Below are 20,590 nucleotides of genomic sequence, written 5' to 3' on the forward strand. Positions count from 1 at the left end.
AAACGTGTCGCTAGAATCACCGAGCGTGACTACAACACGTACACAAGAGAGATGAGTCACTCAAAGACTCGCCAATCGCTCTACGTGGCTGTATGGTCACATCGGGTGATGCCGCATATGGTCCGAACAGCCGCACGCAAGGGGCCATACAAGGACATCCGTGACAAGCGTCAAGTCGCAGGATCGCTGTCGCCGGTCCACATGGAGGAGAGGCCGCACAAATGTCAGCTCGTACACCCGAGGCAGAGCCGCTGCTCACCCCGGCGGAGGTCGCAACCATGTTCCGCGTCGATCCCAAGACCGTGACCCGGTGGGCGAAGGCGGGCAAGTTGACGTCCATCCGCACTCTGGGCGGACACCGCCGGTACCGGGAGACCGAGGTCCGCGCGCTGCTCGCGGGGATTCCACAGCAGCGTTCGGAGTAAGACGGGGGTCGTCACCGACCTAGGGGGAACAGCGCGCTCACCTTCCGTGAGCGCGTAGGTCGAACGGGTTCTGTGGGGAGCGGCGTCGCCCGCCCGGCGCCGCCCCGGCATTCGTCCCGTACGACGGCCCCGTACCGCTTCTCCGGTCCGCCCGAGCCGGGGGCCGCTACACCGCCTGATCACGCATCAGGGTGTCCAGAAGCCCCCTGACCTGTGGGTCGTGATCCGCCGCCACGCCGAGCAGCGCGACCATGTGATCGACCAGCATGCGTTCCAGAGCCGGGCGCTCGATGTCGCGATGCTCCAGCCAGTCGAGGCCGGCCGTCTCGACGGAGGCGATCCAGGAGCGCAACGTGACGCGGAGCGCGGGGCCCGGCTCCTCGACACGCATCTGCTTCATGATCAGACGCATCAGCCGGTGTCTGACGGAGTCGACGATCTCTCCGATCTCGCCGCTGCGGTTGGCCGGGCCGCCCTTCAGCAGCGCGGCGAAGCCCGCCGCGTGCTCCTCGACGAAGTCGAAGTAACGCGTGAGCCCCCCGGCCAGCTCCTCCAGCGGGCGCCCGTCGTCCTGGGGCCGCAACCGTTCCTCGAGCTGGGCCGCGGCGCTCTTCAGCGCGGCGACGTAGAGCTCCTGCTTGCCACCGAAGTAGTGGTAGACCAGGGCGCGTGACGCGCCGGCGGCGGACGCCACGTCGTCGATCGACACGTCTTCGGCGTCACGCTTGCTGAACAGCTCCAGGGCCGCGGCCATGAGTTCCTCACGGCGCCGGTCCACGCTGAGCCTGCGCCGCGCCGGCCGCGCGGCGGCCGCCGCGGGTTGCCGCTGCTCGGCGGCTCCGGATGTCGCACCCACACCGGGAAGACTATCGGAGCCGTCACGCCGTGCCGGCGAGGTCAAGATCGAAGTTCCCTTCTCCCCAACCCGTACCCCATTCGGAACTCGATCGTTTTCAGTGACAGGTGCCCATCCACCATCCCGGGGGAGAGCCATGTCAGGACCACCGGTCAACACCACCGACACCCGAGCCCGCGGGCTCGCCGGTCCCGTCTTATCCGACGGAATCGGGCCACGCCCACGGCCCACGATCCGAAACGTGGCCGAGCGGGCCGGTGTCTCCAAATCACTGGTCTCGCTCGTGCTGCGCGGATCGCCGCACGTCAGCGAGCACCGCAGGCAAGCGGTGCTGCAGGCCGCCAGAGACCTCGGCTACCGGCCCAACGCGGTCGCGCGCAGCCTGGTCGAGGGCCGCACCCACCTGGTCGGGGCGCTCGTCGCCGACCTGCACAACCCGTTCTACGCCGAGTTCCTGGACGGCCTGCAGGAGAGCCTGCACGGCGACGGGCTGCGGCTGCTCATCGGCAACAGCCAGTGGGACCCCGCCTTCGAGGACGAGGCCGTCGAGGCGTTCCTCGAACTGCGCGTCGACGGCCTCGTCCTGCTGGGCATCGCGCCCACCAGCGGGACACTCGTCGAGGCCACCGGCTACACGCCGACGGTCGTGGTGGGCGAGCGCGACATCGACCTCGGCGGCGTGGACATCGTCGTCGACGACGACCAGCTGGGCGCCCGCCTGGCCGTCGACCACCTCGTGGAGCTCGGTCACCGCCGGATCGCCCACATCGAGGGCGCGGGCTCCTCCTCCGGCAGGTTCCGGTGCGAGGGCTACCTGGTGGCGATGCGCCGGCACTCGCTGGCGCCGTACATCATGGTCGAGGAGGGTGAGTCCTCCGAGGAGGGCGGCGCGCGCGCCGCGCACCGCCTGCTCACCCGCGACCCCAGGCCCACCGCGATCTTCGCCGCCAACGACCGGGTGGCCATGGGCGTACTCTCCGCGGCCGCCGAGCTGGGTCTGCGGGTGCCCGAGGACCTGTCGGTCGTCGGGTACGACAACATGCACCGGGCCGGGGCCCAGCCGATCTCGCTGACCACCGTCGACCAGCCCCGCCGGGCCATGGGCCGTTCCGCGGCGGCGTTGCTGAACGACCGGATCGGCGATCCCGGCAAGGCCTCGCGACTGCGCCAGATCGCCCCGCAGCTGGTCGTGCGGCAGAGCACAGGCCCCACGGCAGGGTAAAGAGCCTGCCTGGAGCGTTACACGACGCCCAGGCAGGCTTCAGGACCTCACCAAGAGCGGGTCAACCTCCCGAGCGGCGGCGTGGCGACGGTGTTGACTCTGGCCGTGATGAGGGGGGTTAACAATGCGTGATCCAGAACTGGTTTCATGCGCCCAGCGGGCCGCCGCCGAGCTTGAGCGGGCGTGGGCGCACTGGCGGGCCGCCCGGGGCCGTGGCGGCGACGCCGGAGCCGAGTCGGTGGCGAGCTACGTGGCCCATTCGATCGACCATCCGTGGGGGCGCCCGCGCGTCGTCCTCGGCCTGGACGCCGAGGACGCCAGGGAACTCGCCTCGCTCCTGCAGAAACAGGAGGTCGGCGAGCACGTCTGGTGACGCGTGGTCACATCGGGTGAGAACGGCCAAGTCATGCCGCCGGGCCACGTAAGTTGGGTGGTTGACGATTCCTGCGAAAGGGATGGAAGCGTGACCGGCAAAGCACTTGCGGCGACCCTCGTCCTCTGCGGCCTGGGGGCCGCCGCCTGTGGTGGCACCGCCCAGGGTTCCGCCGCGGATCCGGCGCGGGGCGGAGCCGCCTCGGCCGCGAAGAGCCCGGCGGCGGGCACGACGCAGAACGCCGCCGCCCGGTCCGCCCCCGAGGCGGCGGAACCCGCGGCCGACGCCGAGACGGCGGCCGCGGCGGGTTCGAGCATCGGGGCCAAGCCGCTGAGCGGCAAGGTCATCGTCATCGACCCCGGCCACAACGGGCAGAACTACCGGCACCCGGCGGTGATCAACAAGAAGGTCAACGTCCTGACCCAGTGGAAGGCCTGCGACACCACCGGCACCGCCACCGCGAACGGCTACAGCGAGGCGGCCTTCACCTGGGACGTCTCACAGCGCCTGGTCAAGATCCTCAAGAGCCGGGGCGCGACGGTGAAGCTGACGCGCGACAGCAACAACGGCGTCGGGCCGTGCATCACGGAGCGGGCGGCGATCGGCAACAAGGCCAAGGCGGACGCGGTGATCTCGGTCCACGCCGACGGGTCGAGCCCGGGCAACCGCGGCTTCCACGTGATCATGCCGAAGAAGATCAACGGTCCGGTCGACCCGGCGGTCGGCGCCTCCAGGAAGCTCGGCATCAGCGTGCGCGACGCCTTCAAGCGCGGCACCGGCCTGCCGTACTCCACCTACATCGGCAGCTCGGCACTGGACTTCCGCAACGACCTCGGCGGCCTGAACCTCTCCACGGTTCCCAAGGTCTTCATCGAGTGCGGCAACATGAAGAACCCGGACGAGGCCGCCAAGTTCCAGCAGCCCGCGTTCCGGCAGAAGATCGCGCTCTCTCTCGCGGACGGCATGCAGAACTACCTTAAATAGCTTGGCCTAGGCCGGTTTGGCATGATCTGAGCCATGACTCACCTCCTGCCGCTGCCCTCCGCGTTCACTCCCGCCGGCGGTTCCCTGGGACTCCCGCCCGGGAGCACCGTGTCCGGCCCCGCCGAACTGGTCGACGCGGTGCGGCTCGCGCTGTCCGTGCTCGATCCGCGCCCCGCCGAGACGGGAACGATCGCGGTGGAGCCGGCCACGTCACTCGGCCCCGAGGCGTACACCCTGGAGGTGACGGCGCAGGACGTGCGGATCACGGCCGGCGGCCGTGCCGGGGCCTTCTACGCGGGTCAGACCCTCCGCCAGTTCCTTCCCGACGCGGCCTTCCGCACGGTGCCCGGGACGGGGTGGACCGTTCCCCAGGGCCGGGTGGAAGACGCGCCCCGCTTCTCCTGGCGGGGAGTGCACCTGGATGTGGCGCGGCACTTCCTGCCCAAGCGCGAGGTGCTGCGGATGGTCGACATCATGGCGGCGCACAAGCTGAACCGGCTCCACCTCCACCTGGCGGACGACCAGGGGTGGCGGATCGAGAGCCGCGCCTACCCGCGACTGCACGAGGTGGGCTCGCACCGCCGCCGCACGGCCGTCTCCTACTACAAGGAGGAGCTCGCCTTCGACGACGTGCCGCACGGCGGGTACTACACGCTGGACGACCTCGCCGAGATCGGCGCGTACGCCCGGGCCCGTGCGGTGACGGTGATCCCCGAGCTCGACGTGCCGGGGCACGCCGCGGCGATCCTCGCCGCCTACCCCGAGCTCGACGCCCGCGCCACCGGCGGCCGGCGGCCGGAGCCCTTCCAGGTGCTGGAGCGGTGGGGCATCTCCCCCGCGATCCTGTCCCCGCTGCCCGAGACGGTCGACTTCCTGACCGTGGTGCTCGACGAGATCCTCGGCGCACTGGGCGAGACCCCGTACGTCCACATCGGCGGGGACGAGTGCGTGCTCGACGACTGGGCCGCCTCCCCCGAGATCGTCGCCTTCCAGGCGGAGCTGGGCCTCCCGCACCTCAGCGACCTGCACGCCTGGTTCCTGCGGCGGCTGGCCGACGTACTGGCCGAGCGGGGCAGCCGCGCGGTGGTGTGGGACGAGGCGTTCGTCAGCGGCATGCTCAGGGCCGACACGATCGTGATGCCGTGGCGCGGGCCGGGCGTGGCCCGCCGTGCCGCGGCCGCAGGGCACGACGTGGTGCAGACGCCCGTCTTCCCGCTGTACTTCGACTACGCCGAGGCCGCCTCCGAGCAGGAGCCGCTGGCGATCGGCGAGGCGATCACCGTGTCGGACGTCGCCGCCTTCGACCCGGCGCCGGAGCCGTGGACGGCCGCGGAGCGCGAGCGTGTGCTCGGGGCGCAGTTCCAGCTGTGGAGCGAGCGGCTGCCCGACGGGCGCGCGGTCGACTACCGGGCCTGGCCGCGCGGGTGCGCGCTGGCCGAGGTGACCTGGTCGGGATCGAGCCGGCCCGGCTTCGATGCCCGGCTCGAAGGCCACCTGGGCCGTCTCGACGCGATGGGCGTGGAGTACCGGCCGCTGGACGGGCCCCGTCCCTGGCAGGCGGGCGGCACCGGTCGCCGCCGCCACCGCCCGGGGGTCATCAAGGTGGACGAGATGATGAAGCACCTGGAGGAGCTGACCCATGTCGCCGACTCCACCCGCCCGAGCATGTGATCACGCGGCTCCCACCGCCCACCCGGCTCCGTCGAGCCCGGCAAGCGGTGAGCCCGGCGAGCGGTGAGACGGCCCGGCCCTCCGGGAGCGGGCCGTCACACCAGGAGCGGGCCGTCTCACCGGCCGGGCGCGGGTCAGCCGGGCGCCTCGTGACCGCCTTCGCCGACCCCGTACGAGGTCAGCCGGCCACCTCGTAGCCGGCCTCCTTGATGGCGGCGCGGATGGCCGCGTCGTCGAGGGAGTCACCGGAGATCTCGACCCGGCCGGTCTGCAGGTCGACCTCGACGCCGGTGACGCCCGGGACCTCGCCGACCTCCTCCTTGACGGAGCTCACGCAGTGGCCGCAGGTCATACCCGTGACGGTGTATGTGGTCACACTCATCTCATGCCTCCCGTATCGTTTCTTACCCGCCCAGGGTATACCCGGACGGGTGAACCCACCCGGGGTATGACTCAGGAGGCTGTCCGGCCGATGATCTGGCGCAGGTCGACGGCGCCGTGGCGGCGGAGGCGACGGGACAGCTCGCGGTTGATGCGATGGGCCCAGAGCGGTCCCTCGTAGATCAGCGCGGTGTAGCCCTGGACCAGCGTGGCCCCGGCGAGCAGGCGCTCCCAGACGTCGTCCACGTCCTCGACACCGCCGACGGAGACGAGCACCAACCGGTCGCCGACCCGGGCGCGCAACCGGCGCAGGACCTGCAGGGAGCGGGCCTTCAGCGGACGGCCCGACAGGCCGCCCGTCTCGTCGCGGAGCGCGCGGTCGCGGGGCCGCTCGACGGCGGTCAGCGCCTCCCGGCTGATCGTGGTGTTGGTGGCGATGATGCCGTCCAGGCCCAGTTCCAGGGCCAGGTCGGCGACCGCGTCCACGTCCTCGTCCGCCAGATCGGGAGCGATCTTGACCAGCAGCGGGGTGCGCTTGGGAGTGCCGTCGGCGACCTCCTTCACCGCGCGCAGCAGCGGGCCCAGCAGCTCCACGGCCTGCAGGTCGCGCAGGCCGGGGGTGTTGGGCGAGCTGACGTTGACGACGAGGTAGTCGGCCAGCGGGGCGAGTTCCTTGGCGCTGGTCACGTAGTCGTCGACGGCACCGGACTCGGGCACCACCTTGGTCTTGCCGATGTTGACGCCGACGATCGCCGGCACCCCCCGGGTCCTGCGCAGCAGGCGGGCCGCGGCGCCCGCTCCGGCGTTGTTAAAGCCCATCCGGTTGATGACCGCCCGGTTCGCCGGCAGACGGAAAAGCCGGGGCCGGGCGTTGCCGGGCTGGGCATGCGCGGTGATCGTACCGACCTCGACGTGGCTGAAGCCGAGCGCGGACAGGGCCTCCACGCAGCCAGCCTCCTTGTCGAAGCCGGCCGCCAGGCCGAACGGGCCGGGGAAGTGGACGCCGAAGGCCTGCACGCGCAGCGCCGGGTCACGCGGGGCGAGACGGCGGTGGACCAGGCGCCTGACCACGGGAGTCACCGAGAGAAGGCGGAGCGCGCGGACCGTCAGCCGGTGGATGTCCTCCGGATCGAGGCGGCTGAGGACCTGCGTGAACACGAATCGATACATCACCGATCAGGTTAGTCCCCCGGCGGACCGCCCCGTCAGGGCACACCGCTCTGATCATCGGGAGCGACCGCGAGATCCCGCCCCTTCCCCGGGCTCTCGGGATTCACCACGGCCGTCGGCGCCGGGCGCACAGGACCCGTCGCCACGGCCGTCGGCGCCGGGGCGCCGGATCACCGCAACTCGCCCGCCCCCTCGCCCAGCACCTCGGCGGCCAGGTCGGCGACGCGGCGACGACTGTCGCGGGCCTGCTTGCGCAGGCCGGTGAAGGCCTGGGTGGCGGTCAGGTCGTGCTTGCCCATCAGGTATCCGATCGCCCGCTCGATGACCACCCGGTAGTCGAGGGCGTACTGCAACTGGTCGGCCAGGGCGCTCTTCTCCTCGGCCGCCATCGCCGCCGTGAGGAGCTGCTCGATCACGTCCGCGTAGCCGTGGAGCGCCTGGACGTCCGAGTCGTCCCACTCATAGGGCGTGGACTGGTAGACGTTCAATGTGCCGACCGGTTCCCCGCCCAGCCGCACCGGTACCCCGGCGACCGCCCGCACGTCGGGGTGGAGCCGGTCGGCGAGTTTCGGCCAGCGCGGGTCGGCATGCACGTCGGTGGAGGTCACCGCGGAGTTCCGCTCGTACGCGGAAACACAGGGCCCCTGCCCGAGATGGAGCTGGGCGCCCTCAAGGCTGCGGCCACGGTCGTCGGTGGCGACCAAGTAGCGCAGGTTTCTCCCCTCCTCCGCAAACATCAGGCCCGCACCCGAGTATCCGAACAGCGTGTCCACCACGTCGACGGCACGCTCCAGCTGATGGACTATGTCGGTTGCGGAGGAGGTTGTCCGAAGCCTCCGCAGGCTTGCAACCAGCGCTTCCGGATCAATGTGAGTCATATGCATGGCGCCTTTCAGCGTCGGCCTGGTTACTTGACGGGCCCACTACGGCTTCCCAGAAATAGGAGAACTATGGGCGAGGTCCCGCGTGTGACTCCCGGCGACAGCTGTCCCCGGTGCGGTGACCACGAACGTTCACCGGGTCGGCCAAGCCGTACGGCTTGCGCCGCATGATGACCTGTTCCACCGTCGGTGACGGCCCGATCGAGACCGACAGACGGAGGGGCGGACCCGGACCTGGAGGGAGTCCACCGATTCGGCCCGTGAAGCCAGGCCGGACCGGATCGAGGAGGTCACCGGCCGTTTCGTGGACCGGTGTCTCGCCGCTGAGGCCGAGCCGTGTCCGACGTCGGCCGGCACGTCCCGGCCAACCCGATCGGAGCGCAGTTCGGGCCGTTGCGCAGCTTCGTGACGGGTAGCTCCGACGTGATCAGCAGACCCGGTGAACGTTCGCGGTCACCGCGTCAGCCGGAGAACCTCTTCGCGAGATCCCGGGCCCATCGCGCGACCTTGGCCGCCTGGTCGCCGGTGACGGGCGCGCCGGGCATCCGGCTCAGGCGCTCCACCTGCTCGGCGAAGCGCAGGTGCTCCCGGTGGGCGTGTTCCCGGCAGGCGAGGCAGGTGACGCTTTCCGGATGAGGCGAGGTCATCGCGTAGGGCACCCGGAGTCCGCAACCGGTGGTGACGACACTCGGTGCGTCGGGCACGAGCCCCAACGACGACACGATCACATTGCGGAAGGCGGCACCGGCCTGCGTCACCTTCTGTTCGACGTGGATGTGCGGATCGGTCTCGCTCATCTGCGTCCACGCCTCCGTCCGAGTCGTCCCGGACTCAGACTAATGCGTTGACCACTCAGGTTCACCGGGTTGGTCAGGCTGCTCGTGGTAGAGCCGGGCCGAACCCGGCGCGGCCCCGGGCGTGTCGGCCCGGGGGATCCGCCGGCGATACGCGCGACTGCGCGCCTTCGCCACTCGCGGTTACCGACGGGTGGTCCGAACCGACTGTCCCGTCTCATCGGGACACCACGAGGGATTGTCAGGCTGTGCCTGACAGAGTAGGGCGACGACCATTCCGTCAGGATCATCCTGACAGCAATCGATCCGGGAGGACCGCATGCCTGCCCCGTCCCTGGCCGACCAGGAGATCTACTGCTCGTTCTGCACGAAGTCGAAGACCGACGTGGACAAGATGATCGCCGGTGCCGGCGTCCACATCTGCAACGAATGCGTGCAGCTGTGCAACATCATCCTCAGCACACCGACCGAACCTCGGCGGCCGCCGAGGTTCCCGGGCCGGACAGCATGACCGACGAACAGATCCTTGAGCTCCTTCCGCGCATCGCCGCCGTGAGCGCCCAGGTCGACGCCAACCTGCAGGTCTGGGTCGGCCGACTCCGCGACCGGGGTGTCACCTGGGCCAGGATCGGTGGCGCCCTGGGTATGACTCGGCAGTCAGCCTGGGAGAGGTTCTCCGGCGAGGAATGAGGCTCCGGCCCGGCCGACCTCGACGACGTCATGATCGGCAGATCCGGTGAGACAACCGGCCGGGCCGAAGCAGGTTCGCTGAGAATCAAGCAGATTCACCGAGACACGACACCAACCGTTCCGCGCTCCTGTGACGGTCCTGGTGACAGATACCGCCGGCGAGTGACGACTATCGCCGGGAATCACACTGCGAGGCCGCGGTCGCGGTGGTCGCGGTCGCATATCGCCGTCAATACATCGTTAAGCGTTCGGCAAACAAAGATCGCCAGGCTGGGCGCATGAGCAGCCCATCACCTTCGACCGCCGTGCGACGGCGGCGCGCCCTGGCACACGTCGTGCTCCGCGACCTCGCGGAGACCGGCGACGTCACCGTCCCGACCTGGTGGGAGGACGAGATCCACCGTGAGTTCGGCGGTCTGGGCGGGTTCCTGGCCGAGCTGAGCCGGCAGTGGTGGACGGCCTACGCCGCGCACCTGGACGCGCTGATCGAGCTGGGCCACGGCGACCCGTCCCAGGCCTGGGACGACGTCGCGGAGCAACTGCCGCACCTGCGCGCCGTGCTCGACGCGTACGCCGGCGAGACCGCGCTCGCCGAGGCCGAACGGCGCCACTGCGACGTGCTGCGCTGGACGACCCGGCGCGAGCCCCGCGACGCCGCCTGCGCCTGAATCGGCTCCGGCCCCCGGAACCCGGCCCCCGGAGCCCGCCCCGCTCCCCCGCCCACGACACCGTCCGCACGGCCCGACGGCGACCTCGCCCGAGCCGTTGAGCGGCCCGCGCGGCGCCCCCTGAACCGCCGAACCGGCCCCGCACGACCGCCCCGCCCGAACCGCCGAACCGGCCTCCCCGGCCTGCCCCGCGCCGAACCACCGCGACGGGACCGGACCCCGGCCCGCCCGGGTCCAGAGGGTCGCCCAGGCGGTTTTTACCCGGCGGAGGAGGCATATCCGGTGACGATCGGGTAGCCATGGACGATGGTCAGGATTATCGATGGTCAGTCTCCACCTCGTCGGCCGGCGGATGATCACGCCTCTGACCGGCGGCTGGGCATACGGCTGACGCTGGCGGTGATCGCCGTCGCGGTCTTCTCGGTGCCCTTCACGCTCCTGATGGTGCTCGTCAAGACCTCCTTCACCCCGCTCGACGCCTTCGACGAGAGCGTCACCCTCGAAATGCACGCGGACGCCCTGGACAACCCCGGCTACACGGCCTTCCTCAGAGTGGCCACCGAGGTGTTCGGGCCGTGGACCTGGCGTGTGCTGGTGGTGCTGACGGCGCTCTGGCTCTGGCGCCGGGGAGCACCCCGGCTGGCGATCTGGGCGGTCGCCACGATCGCCTTCGGCGGCCTGCTGAACCTGGCGGTCAAAGAGATCATCGATCGCGCCCGGCCCGACCTGCCGGACCCGGTGGCCTCCGCACCGGGCGCGTCGTTCCCCTCCGGTCACGCGATGGGAGCCGCGCTGGGCGCGTGCATCCTCATGCTCATCATGCTGCCCTCGCTGCGGAGCCGGGCGGCCAAGGCCATCGCCTGGATCGCGGCGGCGGCCGTCGTGGTCTTCGTCGCCTACAGCCGGGTGGCGCTCGGCGTCCACTGGACCAGCGACGTCATCGCGGGGGTCGCACTCGGCGTGGTGGTCGTCGCGGGAACCGCGGCGGGCTTCGAGACCTGGCGGCGGGCCGAGGGCCGCAGACCAGTCGTACCGGCCGAGGAAGGTATCGAGCCCGAGGCGTTCTGAGGGCCGGTTCCCGGGTAGCAGGCGCGCCATGTCAAAACTGTCGGTGGATTTCCGGGGCGTGGCGCGCCTCATTCTCCTGCCACTGGCCGTCATGGCGGCCCTGACGCTGGGCGTCGGGCTCCTCATCACCAAGGTCCTGCAGACGACGACCCTCATCGCGAACGACAAAGGCGTCAACGCCGAGATGGCGCAGGACCGCACGGCCTACCTGAGCTCGATCACCGACGTGGTGTCGGGCCTCTCGGACACACCGGTGATCATCATCGGTACCCTCCTCCTCGCCATCGCCTTCCGGCTGGCCTTCAAGCGCTGGAATGAGTCGATCTTCCTGGCGCTGGCGGTCTTCTCCCAGTCGGCCATCTTCCTGCTGGCGACCGTCTTCGCCGAGCGCAAGCGGCCCCCCGTGGAGCACCTCGACCCCGCCCCGCCCACCTCCAGCTTCCCCTCCGGGCACACCAGCGCCGCGGTCGCCTTCTACTGCGGCATCGCCCTGGTACTGACCCTCCACACCCACCGGCACAGGATCCTCAACCTGCTGTGGTGGCTGGTCGGCCTCGGCGTCCCCCTCGGGATCGCCTACTCGCGGATGTATCGCGGGATGCACCACCTGACCGACGTGAGCTGGGGCTTCCTGCTCGGTGCGGTCTGCGTCGCGGTGGCCGCCAACGCGCTGCTCCTGCGGCCCGTGGTGACGGAGAAGACCGGGAGGAAGTCCCCGGCCTAGCGGTGCCCCGTCGGCACCGCCGGTCCCGCTCACCGGTGTGGCGGGAGAGACACGTGGCGACACCGATACAGGAGACAGGCATCCGCTACCGCTCGACCGCTCCGCGTGAGACTGTGGAGAACAGCGCGACCAAGCCTTACATCTGTCACTTCGTGTGCACCAATGATTGCTATGGGTAACGAAGTAAGATGGAAACCCTCGATAGGGAGATTGGTATCTCCCCTTTGGGGCATGAGCAGCCAGCCGGCCGGACCGACGAGCGTTCGACGGCTACCCTCACGGAAGGAAGCCGGCCCATGGATCGCCAGTCCGTCATCTGCCACAAATGCACAGGCGTTCTCCTCGCAACCGACTCGCGCACCTACACGGCACAGCGTGGGCGGCTGATCCTCACCAACGGATACTGCACCTGCCCGTCCACCGCTCAGGCGCCGGTGGAGCCGGCCGCCGAGCAGCAGTCCCAGGCGCCCCAGCCTCAGGCACCGGCCCAGCCGCAGGAGGCGCAGCCCCGGAACCACCCCGTCCAGGGGCAGCCGCAGGCGCAGCCCACCGGCCAGAGCGCGATGGTGGTCGCCTAGCAAGAGGCGCACCCGCGAACGGCCGTGGCTCGGAGTCCGGAGACCCGGTATCCGGGCGGCACCCGCCACCCGGCGCGTCTCGGTTCTCCGGCCCGGCAGGTTCCGATCGTGCTCGACCGGCCCCCGGCGGACCCGCCGGCGGATACGGGCGAGGGCGCATCCCGCGAGCCGGACCTGACGGACACCGGCCGGCCGGACCGGTGGATCCCGGCGATCCGACCGGCGGCCTCCGGAGGACTCAGCCGGACAGGCCCCAGGCGACGACCACGGACAGACCGCTCGTCGCGAGCAGGCCGATGAGCACCACGATGGCGATCACGCGACGGTTCATGTCCCGGAGCCTACCCAGGCTCCCGGGGCCGCCGCCGCACGTCCGGGGGGTCATGACGGTCCCGGGCCCGACGCCGGCCAGGCGGCGAGGTTCCAGCCTCGCTCGACGCGGATGATGTGGAGGACCGCGTTGATGAGCGCGAGGTGGGTGAACGCCTGGGGGAAGTTCCCCAGGTGACGGCCCGTCACCGGATCGATCTCCTCGGCGTACAGGCCGAGAGGGCTGGCGAAGGAGAGAAGCTTCTCGCAGAGCCTGCGGGCGCGGACGTGCTCGCCGATCTCCGTCAGCGCCGAGACGAGCCAGAACGAGCAGATGGTGAAGGTGCCCTCCTCCCCCTCCAGGCCGTCGTCGGTCTGCTTCGGCTGGTAGCGCAGGACCAGGTCGTCGACGGTCAGGTCGTCGGCGATGGCCAGAACCGTGGCGCGGATCCTGGGGTCGGTGGGTGGCAGGAAACGCACCAGCGGGAGGAGCAGGAGCGACGCGTCAAGGGCGTCGGTCTCGTAGTCCTGCCGGAAGATTCCCTGCTCGGTGACGCCATGGGCGCACACGTCGGCGTGGATCTCGTCGGCGATCCGCTGCCACTGATCGGCCAGTTCGAACTCCTGGCGGAGCCGGGCCAGCCGGACCCCCCGGTCGACCGCCACCCAGCACATGACCTTGGACGAGGTGAAGTGCCGGGGTTCCCCGCGGACCTCCCAGATGCCGCGATCGGGCTCGCGCCAGTACTTGATGGCCGACTCGACCTGCCGCCTCAGGATGGGCCAGATCCGCTCGTCCAGACGGTCGCGGGAACGGGTGTGGATGTAGAAGGAGTCGAGGACCGCGCCCCAGACGTCGTTCTGGCGGTGACGGTAGGCCGCGTTGCCCACCCGGACGGGCCGGGCCCCCTCGTAGCCGTGGAGATAGTCGAGGACGTGCTCCGTCAGCTCGCTCTCGCCGTCGACGCCGTACATGACCTGGAGTTCCTCGTCCCGTTCCGCGACGTCGGCGATGAAGCAGAAGAAGTCGTCGGCCTCCCAGTCGAACCCCAGGGTGTACAGGGCCCAGAGGGTGAAGGTGGAGTCGCGGATCCAGCTGTAGCGGTAGTCCCAGTTGCGGTCGCCGCCCGGGGTCTCCGGCAGGGACGTGGTCGCCGCCGCGATGAGCGCGCCGGACGGGGCGAAGGTCAGTCCTTTGAGGGTGAGGGCGCTGCGCTCCAGGAAGCTCCGCCAGGGATGGTCCGGGAAGTTGCCCCGGGCAAGCCAGTGCTGCCAGTGGTGGGCGGTCCACACCAGCCTCTCGTACGCCTCCCGGAAGGTGTACGGCGGCTCGTGCTCGGTCCACGACAGTGCGCAGAAGCGCGTGTCTCCTTCTTTCAGGAGGGTGCGCGCCGTCGCGCGGCAGCCCTCGAACCCCAGCCGCATGTCGGTCGTGAGAGCGAGCCGCAGGCTCTCCCCCTCCGCGGTCGCCACACCCTGGTGGTAACCCCGGTCGGTGTACGCCCAGCGGGCGGGCTTGCGGCCGTAGTCGAAGACCGGTTCGCAGTCGAGCGTGGTCTGCACCTCCCCGCTGACGCAGCGCACCGTGCGCAGCAGTACGTGGGCGGCGTCGTAGTCGGTCGGCGCCCGCCGGTGCGTGTGGGAGAGCTCGTCGTCGTGGTGCCAGGGGCCGATGAGGAGCACGTCGCGCACGACGATCCAGCCGGTGGGCGTGCCCCAGCTCGTCTCCAGGACCATGGTGCCCGGCAGGTACCGGCGGGCGGCGGGCACCCGCAGGTCGGCGGGGCCGAGCCGGAACCCCCCGGCGTCGCGGTCGAGGACGGCGGCGAAGACGCTGGGCGAGTCCATCCGGGGCAGGCAGAGCCACTCGACGTTCCCGCTGGGGGCAACGAGGGCGTTGGCCTCGCAGTCGGACAGGAAGGCGTAGTCCGCGATGGGCGGAAAAGGAGAGGAACCGGGAAATGCGCCCGCCAGTGGATGCACTGTCATGCGATTTTTCTACCCTTATCAACCATTTCAGGCACATTCATCACCGTGATGTCGCCGAACACCCTGTCCCTGTCCGGCCGGTCCCGTTCCGAAGGTCCGGTCCCTTGCGGACGCTCCGGCACGTTCCGGCGTCCGCGGTCCCGCAACGCACTGCCGCGGAAGACGCCTCACCCGGCGTCCGGGTCCGGGCCTTCGACCGGCCGGTGGCCGCCGGCCGTCGCGTGCCGGAACGGCCTGCGGCGGAGAACTCGGCCGTCCGCGTTCACCGGGTTCCCCGCCTGCTTGGCGCCCGGGGTCAGGCGGTGGCCTCGGCCATCTCCTGGAACTCGCCGGGAAGCTGGGACATGGCGTGGGCGAAGGCCTCGTCGTCGACCGCCTCGCGCAGCGTGGTGAGCACGGCGCGCACCCCGGCGGTGGCCTCCCGCATGGTGAGCCCGGTGCGCTTGCTGACCTTCCGGACGAAGTCATGCAGCCCGAAGTGCTCACCTTTTTCCTGAATGTGAAGCGAGTCGCGCAGGGATTCGGGAAGCCGTGCCGCCAGGTTCTTGGCCTCCCGGGCACTCAGCCGGCTCCCGAGCGTGTCCAGCGTCGCGCGGACGAGATCGGCGGCCTCCTCACGAGACAGTGCCGAACGTTCAGCGACGGCTCTCACCAAATCCTTGTACTCCATGTCATCCCCCCACCCGGCTAGCGTTCCCGGTCGCCACGGGGATGAACTCGCGGGGCCCGATCCGTTGTCTTTTTGGACGCCCTGTAGTCCCAGAAGTCACATTATTCCCTCATGTGGGGGAACTTTTCGGTCATGCCGGTATGGATCTGCTAGGAAGATCCCTCGACCAAGATTCACGTCAGAGGGGTTCATCGTGGGGCGCGACGGTATCCAACGACCATATGGCGAGGGGCCTGGCGAGCAGACCGACTCTCTGGGATCCGTACCGGGGCGCGGAACCGGTCAGCCGGAAGGCGACGTGCTGTCGGATGGCTGGAACCACGGGCCGGAGGGCCGGAACACCACGGCGGGGACGCGGGACCCGGAGCCCGACGGCTGGAGCCAGGAGGTCGCGGCCTGGGCCAAGGATGACGCGTGGAGCCAGGGCTCCTTGGGCAGCGGCGGGACCAAGGTGATCGTCCACGTCGACGGGTCCCGCGAGATCATCCACCCGGACGGCTCCCGGCAGATCGTCCACCTGGACGACCGCCGCGAGACCACCGCGCACGGCGTCAGGGACGGGCGTTCCCCCGGCGGCGGCGAGCAGACGCGCGGGGGCGCGGGGCCGGGCCGACGCGGGGCCTCCGATCCCTCCGCGGAGCGCCGCCGCCGGGGAGGCCACCGGGGAGGAAGGAAGGGCAAGGCGCTCCTGGCCGTGGTCGGCGGGGTCGTGGCGGCCGGGGTGCTGGGCGGCTGGATGCTCTCCTCGTCCGCGGAGCCGACGTCCGGTGGCGCGTGCTCGCCCGGCGCGCAGTGCTCGACGGCCGAGTCACCGGACGTGCCGCCGGAGACGCCCGCGGGCGAGCCCGCACGGAAGCCGGGAGAGCGGGGAGAGCCGACCGCCGGCCCGTCCACCGTCACCGAGCCGACGACCGCCCCCACCCGGTCGTCCCGGACCGCGACGCGGGCGCCGCGGCCGGCCCCGAGCCGCGACACCTCTCAGGAGCCCCGTCCGCGGACCACCGTGGAGAGGGAGAGCACGGACGACTCGCAGAAGAACCTGGGCTCGAAGCCGGAGAGCTCGGACAGGCCCGAGCCCTCGTCCTCGTCCGCACCCCCGCAGGAGACTCCCACCCAGACCTCGGCGCCCACCGAGGCCCCGCCGACGACCCCGCAGGACACGGGCACGACCGGGGGCTCCGATGGCCGGGACCGCGGCGGCCTGCTCGGCTGGTTGTTCTGACGGCCCGGCACTCCCCCGCCGGGGACGTCGCCGGCCGGAGCGGCCGGTCCCACGCCGCGTCCCCGGAGCACGCCGCGCTCACCGGGAGGCGCGCGGAAGCCCGTCCAGCGCGGAGATGAGCAGGTCGAGCCCGAACTCGAAGTCGGCCTCGGGATCGTGCCGGGCCAGCTCCGGGGCGAGCGCGATGACGTGCGGGAACTCGACGGGATCGAGCTGCGCGAAGGCCTCGGACGGGTCCTGGTGCAGGTGGTCGAGCATCTTCGTGGTGCCGACCTCGCGCATCTGCGCGCCCAGGGCGTACGCGAGGAGGGCCCGCATGATCCGCACCGCCATCTCGCCGTCGAACCCGGCGCTCTCGGCGATCGCCAGGGCCCGCTCGGCGGGCCGCAGGCCGATCGACGTGTCGATCCTGTGCGTCAGCACCACGGTCATGGAGCGCGGGTAGTCGTGGGCGGCCTTGCGGAAGGCCCGGATGAGCGTCCGTGCCCGGACCCGCCAGTCTTCCCCCGGGTCGTCGGGCAGCTCCATGCCCCCCATCACGTACTCGGCCACACCTGCCAGCAGCGCGGCCTTGTTCGGCACGTGGTTGTAGAGGGACATGACGGCGACACCCAGCTCGGTCGCGACCGCGCGCATCGCGAGGGCGTCGACGCCCTCCCGCTCGATCAGCCCGACCGCGGCGTGCACGATGCGCTCCCGGGTCAGCACCGCGCGCATGGCGACCTCGGGTGCTTTCCTCGCCAACGGCCGGCCCCCTCCCGCTTTCTGATGCGATGCTACATGCGCCGTTGACGCCTCCCGGGGATCGTGACACGGTACGTACAACGTACGTAAGACGTACGTTGTACGTGCCATGTGCGGTACACGTCACGGACCTCCGGGAGGAACCATCGTGTCGACCCATGAGCTCTACACCCGCCCCGTGGATCGATCCACGTGGGACGTGCCGGTCACCGGGGACGCCCGCTTCACGTGGGAGTACGACGACGGCAGGGACAAGCTGCTCGCGCTCTACCAGAAGGGCAAGGACAAGCAGTGGGACTCGGTCAAACGAATCGACTGGGACATCGAGGTCGACCCCCACGACGTGCTCGGAGTCCCCGACGAGACGCTGGCCATCCACGGCACCAAGTACTGGGACAAGCTCAGCGAACGGCAGCGGAAGGAGCTGCGCCGGCACTCGGCGTCCTGGCAGTTCTCCCAGTTCATGCACGGCGAGCAGGGAGCGATGATCACCGGCGCCCGGATCGTGGAGACCGTCCCCGACCTGGACGCCAAGTTCTACTCCGCCACCCAGACCATGGACGAGGCCCGCCACGTCGAGATCTTCTCCCGCTTTCTCCAGGAGAAGGTGGGACTGGTCTACCCGATCAACACCAAGCTCCGGGAACTGCTCGACGACACCCTGAGGGACTCCCGCTGGGACATGCCCTACCTCGGCATGCAGGTGCTCATCGAGGGTCTGGCCCTGGCGGCCTTCGGCGTCATCCGCGACTTCACCACCAAGCCCCTGCCCAAGCAGATCCTGACGTACGTCATGCAGGACGAGGCCCGGCACGTGGCGTTCGGGCGGCTGGCGCTGCGCGACCACTACCGGGAGCTGTCGTCGGCCGAGCGGCGCGAGCGCGAGGAGTTCGTCATCGAGGGCTGCTACCTGATGCGCGACCGCATCCGCGGGGTGGAGATCTGGGAGAACTTCGGGATCCCCCCGCAGGACGTGCACGAGATGGTGGAGAACTCCCTCTACATGAGGACGTTCCAGAGCCTGCTGTTCAGCCGGATCGTCCCGTGCGTCAAGGACATCGGCCTGTGGAGCGAGCGGATCCAGCGGGCTTACGACGACATGGGCGTGCTCGACATGTCCAGGAGCGACCTCGACGCCCTCATGCGGCAGGACGAGGAGATCGCCGAGAGACTCGACGCGGAACGCTTCGCCGCCGAGGAGGCGGAGCGCCGCGCCGAGGTCGACACGGTGATCGACGAGGCCGCCTCCCCCGCGTGACCGAGGGCCCCGCCGTGACCGAGGGCACCGGTGCGGCCGCCTCCCGGGCGTCGCGGACGGGCACCGGTGCGGCCGCCTCCCGGGCGTCGCGGACGGGCACCGCCGCGGTTCCCCCGCCCGCATGCGGTGCCCGTCCGCGGGCGGGGGAACCGCTCAGACCAGGCGGCCGTCGCGCATCTCGACCTGGGTACCGGTGAACCGGGACCGTGCCGCCCTGTCGTGCGAGACGACGACGAGGGCGCCCCGGTAGACGCCGAGGGCCTCCTCCATCTCCTCGACGAGTGTGAGCGAGAGATGGTTGGTCGGCTCGTCCAGCAGCAGCAGGTCGGTCTCGGTGGTCAGCAGCCTCGCCAGCGCGAGGCGGCGGCGCTGGCCGACCGAGAGCGCGCCGACCGGCGTGCGGAAGGCGTCCGCGCGGAAGAGCCCCAGGGAGGCCAGCCGCGCGTGGTGCTCTTCGGGATGGCCGGGGCGGCCCTCGGCGAACGTGGCGAGGACGGTCCGCTCGGGCCGGGCGAAGACGACCTCCTGCGGCAGGTAACCGATCCGGCCGCGACGCCGTACGGTCCCCCGGTCGGGCTCCAGGTCACCGGCGAGGACCCGCAGGAAGGTCGACTTTCCTGCGCCGTTGGGGCCGTGGATCAGGAGCCTGCACCCCTGCCCGGCGCTGAAGGAGTCGACGGCGAGACGGTCCGCCACCCGCACGCCGCGCAGTTCCGCCACCGGCCCGTCGGCCGCGCCGTGTCCGAACAGGCCCGCGAAGCGCAGGGGCTCGGGCGGTTCGGGCACGGGGTCGTCCTGGAGGCGGCGCAACCGCTCCTGGGCCTGGCGGATCCGGCCGGCGACCGAGCTCTGCACCCGGCCCGCGTCGCGGTCGTAGGCCATCTTGTTGCCGTCCCTCATGGGCCGGCCGTGGGCGACGCGGTGCGCGGTGGTCGCCGCGAACGCCTGCACCCGCCTGATCTCCTCCCGCCAGTCGGCGTAGGCCTGTTCCCACCGCCGCCGGGCGGCCGCCTGCTCGGCCAGGAAACCGGTGTAGCCGCCGCCGAACCGGGTGACCGCGCCGTTCTCGACCTCCAGGATCGAGGTGGCGACCCGGTCCAGGAAGACGCGGTCGTGCGAGACGGCGACCACCGTGCCCCGGTGCGCGCGCAGCCGTTCCTCCAGCCAGGCCGTCGACGCCTCGTCGAGGTGGTTGGTCGGCTCGTCGAGCAGCAGGACCTCCGGGGACGCCGCCAGCAGGCAGGCCAGCCCGAGCCGGGCCTGCTCACCACCGGACAGCCCGCCCAGGCGACGGTCGCGGCCGAGGTGCGCGAGACCGAGGCCGTGCAGCGCCCTGTCGACCCGGGCGTCGGCCTCGTACCCGCCACGGGCCTCGTACGCGGTGAGCAGGTCGCCGTATTCGGCGAGCGGGTCTTCCCACCGGGTGGGCCGGGCACCGCGCCCGGCGGGCCGGTTGTCCGGGCCGGCGGGCGGATCGTCCTCCTCGGCGGGCCGGTCGCCGGCGAGGCGGGCCTCCAGCTCGCGCATCCGGCGCTCCATGGCGCGCAGCTCGGCGAGCGCCGCGTCGACGGCCTGCTGAACGGTGTGGTGGGCGGGAAGGCCCAGGGTCTGGCCCAGGTGGCCGACGCCGCCCTCGGCGGCGGTGACGACCTCGCCGTCGTCGGGCTTCTCGACGCCGGCGATCAGGCGCAGGAGCGTCGACTTCCCGGAGCCGTTCTCCCCGACGACGCCGAGACGCTCGCCGGGCTTGACGCTGAAGGAGACCCGGTCAAGAACCGGCCGGTCGCCGTACGACTTCGAGACTTCTCGCAAGGTGAGCTGGGTGGACAGGAGGGGCCTCCGGAACGTCGGGTGAACGGGTCATCGCGGTGTTCGGTGGCTGGTCCATGGTTACCGCCCTCTTTCGTCGACGC

At 70.9% G+C, this 20,590-nt stretch carries 22 protein-coding genes; 13 read left to right on the forward strand and 9 right to left on the reverse strand.

Annotated elements, in window-relative coordinates; all coding sequences use genetic code 11:
• The first annotated feature begins 221 nt into the window (after positions 1-221).
• Complete coding sequence (gene bldC, locus ABD841_RS28640; RefSeq protein WP_013133571.1) at positions 222-425, forward strand: developmental transcriptional regulator BldC; 204 nt, start codon at positions 222-224, stop codon at positions 423-425.
• Positions 426-591: 166 nt separating this feature from the next.
• Here bldC and ABD841_RS28645 read toward each other — a convergent pair whose 3' ends face one another.
• A complete protein-coding gene (locus tag ABD841_RS28645; protein ID WP_344978304.1) occupies positions 592-1,281 on the reverse strand; it encodes a TetR/AcrR family transcriptional regulator in 690 nt (229 codons plus the stop codon).
• A 136-nt stretch (positions 1,282-1,417) separates the two neighbouring features.
• Between ABD841_RS28645 and ABD841_RS28650 the strand changes: the two genes are divergently transcribed.
• The 4 genes from ABD841_RS28650 to ABD841_RS28665 all read left to right on the forward strand — a co-directional run bounded on the left by ABD841_RS28650 (position 1,418) and on the right by ABD841_RS28665 (position 5,531).
• The gene (locus ABD841_RS28650; RefSeq protein ID WP_425582056.1) at positions 1,418-2,503 is read left to right on the forward strand and encodes a LacI family DNA-binding transcriptional regulator; all 1,086 of its coding nucleotides are present in this window, start codon (positions 1,418-1,420) and stop codon (positions 2,501-2,503) included.
• 124 nt (positions 2,504-2,627) lie between these two features.
• Positions 2,628-2,876: a hypothetical protein gene (locus tag ABD841_RS28655; protein ID WP_344978307.1), complete on the forward strand. Its 249-nt coding sequence runs from the start codon at positions 2,628-2,630 to the stop codon at positions 2,874-2,876.
• A 90-nt stretch (positions 2,877-2,966) separates the two neighbouring features.
• Positions 2,967-3,860: an N-acetylmuramoyl-L-alanine amidase gene (locus tag ABD841_RS28660; RefSeq protein WP_344978309.1), complete on the forward strand. Its 894-nt coding sequence runs from the start codon at positions 2,967-2,969 to the stop codon at positions 3,858-3,860.
• A gap of 33 nt (positions 3,861-3,893) precedes the next feature.
• Positions 3,894-5,531, forward strand: coding sequence for a beta-N-acetylhexosaminidase (locus ABD841_RS28665; RefSeq protein ID WP_344978311.1), 1,638 nt, complete (start codon positions 3,894-3,896; stop codon positions 5,529-5,531).
• A 178-nt stretch (positions 5,532-5,709) separates the two neighbouring features.
• On the opposite strand, the gene ABD841_RS28670 is transcribed toward ABD841_RS28665, so the two are convergent.
• The 4 genes from ABD841_RS28670 to ABD841_RS28685 form a co-directional block, all read right to left on the reverse strand.
• Positions 5,710-5,913: a heavy-metal-associated domain-containing protein gene (locus ABD841_RS28670; protein WP_344978313.1), complete on the reverse strand. Its 204-nt coding sequence runs from the start codon at positions 5,911-5,913 to the stop codon at positions 5,710-5,712.
• 71 nt (positions 5,914-5,984) lie between these two features.
• Complete coding sequence (locus ABD841_RS28675) at positions 5,985-7,082, reverse strand: quinone-dependent dihydroorotate dehydrogenase (RefSeq protein ID WP_344978314.1); 1,098 nt, start codon at positions 7,080-7,082, stop codon at positions 5,985-5,987.
• 170 nt (positions 7,083-7,252) lie between these two features.
• Entirely contained in the window at positions 7,253-7,966 is a 714-nt protein-coding gene (locus ABD841_RS28680; RefSeq protein ID WP_344978316.1) for a GAF and ANTAR domain-containing protein, read from the reverse strand.
• A 458-nt stretch (positions 7,967-8,424) separates the two neighbouring features.
• Positions 8,425-8,760, reverse strand: a complete 336-nt coding sequence (locus tag ABD841_RS28685) for a hypothetical protein (protein ID WP_344978318.1) — start codon at positions 8,758-8,760, stop codon at positions 8,425-8,427.
• A gap of 316 nt (positions 8,761-9,076) precedes the next feature.
• On the opposite strand from ABD841_RS28685, the gene ABD841_RS28690 reads away from it, so the two are divergent.
• The 6 genes from ABD841_RS28690 to ABD841_RS28715 all read left to right on the forward strand — a co-directional run bounded on the left by ABD841_RS28690 (position 9,077) and on the right by ABD841_RS28715 (position 12,485).
• Entirely contained in the window at positions 9,077-9,268 is a 192-nt protein-coding gene (locus tag ABD841_RS28690) for a ClpX C4-type zinc finger protein (RefSeq protein ID WP_425582057.1), read from the forward strand.
• Positions 9,265-9,447, forward strand: coding sequence for a hypothetical protein (locus ABD841_RS28695; RefSeq protein ID WP_344978319.1), 183 nt, complete (start codon positions 9,265-9,267; stop codon positions 9,445-9,447). Before ABD841_RS28690 ends, ABD841_RS28695 begins: the two co-directional genes overlap by 4 nt.
• A gap of 278 nt (positions 9,448-9,725) precedes the next feature.
• On the forward strand, positions 9,726-10,115 hold the full coding sequence (locus ABD841_RS28700) for a hypothetical protein (RefSeq protein ID WP_344978321.1): 390 nt from the start codon (positions 9,726-9,728) through the stop codon (positions 10,113-10,115).
• 399 nt (positions 10,116-10,514) lie between these two features.
• Entirely contained in the window at positions 10,515-11,183 is a 669-nt protein-coding gene (locus tag ABD841_RS28705; RefSeq protein ID WP_344978323.1) for a phosphatase PAP2 family protein, read from the forward strand.
• A 28-nt stretch (positions 11,184-11,211) separates the two neighbouring features.
• Positions 11,212-11,907, forward strand: coding sequence for a phosphatase PAP2 family protein (locus ABD841_RS28710; RefSeq protein ID WP_344978325.1), 696 nt, complete (start codon positions 11,212-11,214; stop codon positions 11,905-11,907).
• A 296-nt stretch (positions 11,908-12,203) separates the two neighbouring features.
• Entirely contained in the window at positions 12,204-12,485 is a 282-nt protein-coding gene (locus ABD841_RS28715; RefSeq protein ID WP_344978327.1) for a hypothetical protein, read from the forward strand.
• A 381-nt stretch (positions 12,486-12,866) separates the two neighbouring features.
• Here ABD841_RS28715 and ABD841_RS28720 read toward each other — a convergent pair whose 3' ends face one another.
• Together ABD841_RS28720 and ABD841_RS28725 are read right to left on the reverse strand one after the other, a co-directional pair.
• Complete coding sequence (locus ABD841_RS28720) at positions 12,867-14,783, reverse strand: glycoside hydrolase family 15 protein (RefSeq protein ID WP_344978329.1); 1,917 nt, start codon at positions 14,781-14,783, stop codon at positions 12,867-12,869.
• 295 nt (positions 14,784-15,078) lie between these two features.
• On the reverse strand, positions 15,079-15,435 hold the full coding sequence (locus tag ABD841_RS28725; protein ID WP_344978330.1) for a DUF2267 domain-containing protein: 357 nt from the start codon (positions 15,433-15,435) through the stop codon (positions 15,079-15,081).
• Positions 15,436-15,751: 316 nt separating this feature from the next.
• Between ABD841_RS28725 and ABD841_RS28730 the strand changes: the two genes are divergently transcribed.
• On the forward strand, positions 15,752-16,675 hold the full coding sequence (locus ABD841_RS28730) for a hypothetical protein (protein ID WP_344978332.1): 924 nt from the start codon (positions 15,752-15,754) through the stop codon (positions 16,673-16,675).
• Between the two features lie 78 nt (positions 16,676-16,753).
• Here the strand turns inward: ABD841_RS28730 and ABD841_RS28735 are convergent, their stop codons facing one another.
• Positions 16,754-17,419 carry a TetR/AcrR family transcriptional regulator C-terminal domain-containing protein gene (locus tag ABD841_RS28735; RefSeq protein WP_344978334.1) on the reverse strand — a complete coding sequence of 222 codons (666 nt, stop codon included), beginning with the start codon at positions 17,417-17,419 and terminating at the stop codon, positions 16,754-16,756.
• Positions 17,420-17,567: 148 nt separating this feature from the next.
• On the opposite strand from ABD841_RS28735, the gene ABD841_RS28740 reads away from it, so the two are divergent.
• Complete coding sequence (locus ABD841_RS28740) at positions 17,568-18,677, forward strand: ferritin-like domain-containing protein (protein WP_344978336.1); 1,110 nt, start codon at positions 17,568-17,570, stop codon at positions 18,675-18,677.
• Positions 18,678-18,830: 153 nt separating this feature from the next.
• Here ABD841_RS28740 and abc-f read toward each other — a convergent pair whose 3' ends face one another.
• Positions 18,831-20,507, reverse strand: a complete 1,677-nt coding sequence (gene abc-f / locus ABD841_RS28745; RefSeq protein WP_425582058.1) for a ribosomal protection-like ABC-F family protein — start codon at positions 20,505-20,507, stop codon at positions 18,831-18,833.
• Positions 20,508-20,590 lie beyond the last annotated feature (83 nt).

Source organism: Streptosporangium fragile (assembly GCF_039534445.1).
Taxonomy (GTDB): Bacteria; Actinomycetota; Actinomycetes; order Streptosporangiales; family Streptosporangiaceae; genus Streptosporangium; species Streptosporangium fragile.

Excerpts from the sequence above, each read along its gene's own strand:
- bldC (WP_013133571.1), top strand. The coding sequence starts at position 222 with ATGTCAGCTCGTACACCCGAGGCAGAGCCGCTGCTCACCCCGGCGGAG.
- ABD841_RS28650 (WP_425582056.1), top strand. The coding sequence starts at position 1,418 with ATGTCAGGACCACCGGTCAACACCACCGACACCCGAGCCCGCGGGCTC.
- ABD841_RS28655 (WP_344978307.1), top strand. The coding sequence starts at position 2,628 with ATGCGTGATCCAGAACTGGTTTCATGCGCCCAGCGGGCCGCCGCCGAG.
- ABD841_RS28665 (WP_344978311.1), top strand. The coding sequence starts at position 3,894 with ATGACTCACCTCCTGCCGCTGCCCTCCGCGTTCACTCCCGCCGGCGGT.
- ABD841_RS28670 (WP_344978313.1), bottom strand. The coding sequence starts at position 5,913 with ATGAGTGTGACCACATACACCGTCACGGGTATGACCTGCGGCCACTGC.
- ABD841_RS28675 (WP_344978314.1), bottom strand. The coding sequence starts at position 7,082 with ATGTATCGATTCGTGTTCACGCAGGTCCTCAGCCGCCTCGATCCGGAG.
- ABD841_RS28680 (WP_344978316.1), bottom strand. The coding sequence starts at position 7,966 with ATGCATATGACTCACATTGATCCGGAAGCGCTGGTTGCAAGCCTGCGG.
- ABD841_RS28685 (WP_344978318.1), bottom strand. The coding sequence starts at position 8,760 with ATGAGCGAGACCGATCCGCACATCCACGTCGAACAGAAGGTGACGCAG.
- ABD841_RS28690 (WP_425582057.1), top strand. The coding sequence starts at position 9,077 with ATGCCTGCCCCGTCCCTGGCCGACCAGGAGATCTACTGCTCGTTCTGC.
- ABD841_RS28695 (WP_344978319.1), top strand. The coding sequence starts at position 9,265 with ATGACCGACGAACAGATCCTTGAGCTCCTTCCGCGCATCGCCGCCGTG.
- ABD841_RS28700 (WP_344978321.1), top strand. The coding sequence starts at position 9,726 with ATGAGCAGCCCATCACCTTCGACCGCCGTGCGACGGCGGCGCGCCCTG.
- ABD841_RS28710 (WP_344978325.1), top strand. The coding sequence starts at position 11,212 with ATGTCAAAACTGTCGGTGGATTTCCGGGGCGTGGCGCGCCTCATTCTC.
- ABD841_RS28715 (WP_344978327.1), top strand. The coding sequence starts at position 12,204 with ATGGATCGCCAGTCCGTCATCTGCCACAAATGCACAGGCGTTCTCCTC.
- ABD841_RS28720 (WP_344978329.1), bottom strand. The coding sequence starts at position 14,783 with ATGACAGTGCATCCACTGGCGGGCGCATTTCCCGGTTCCTCTCCTTTT.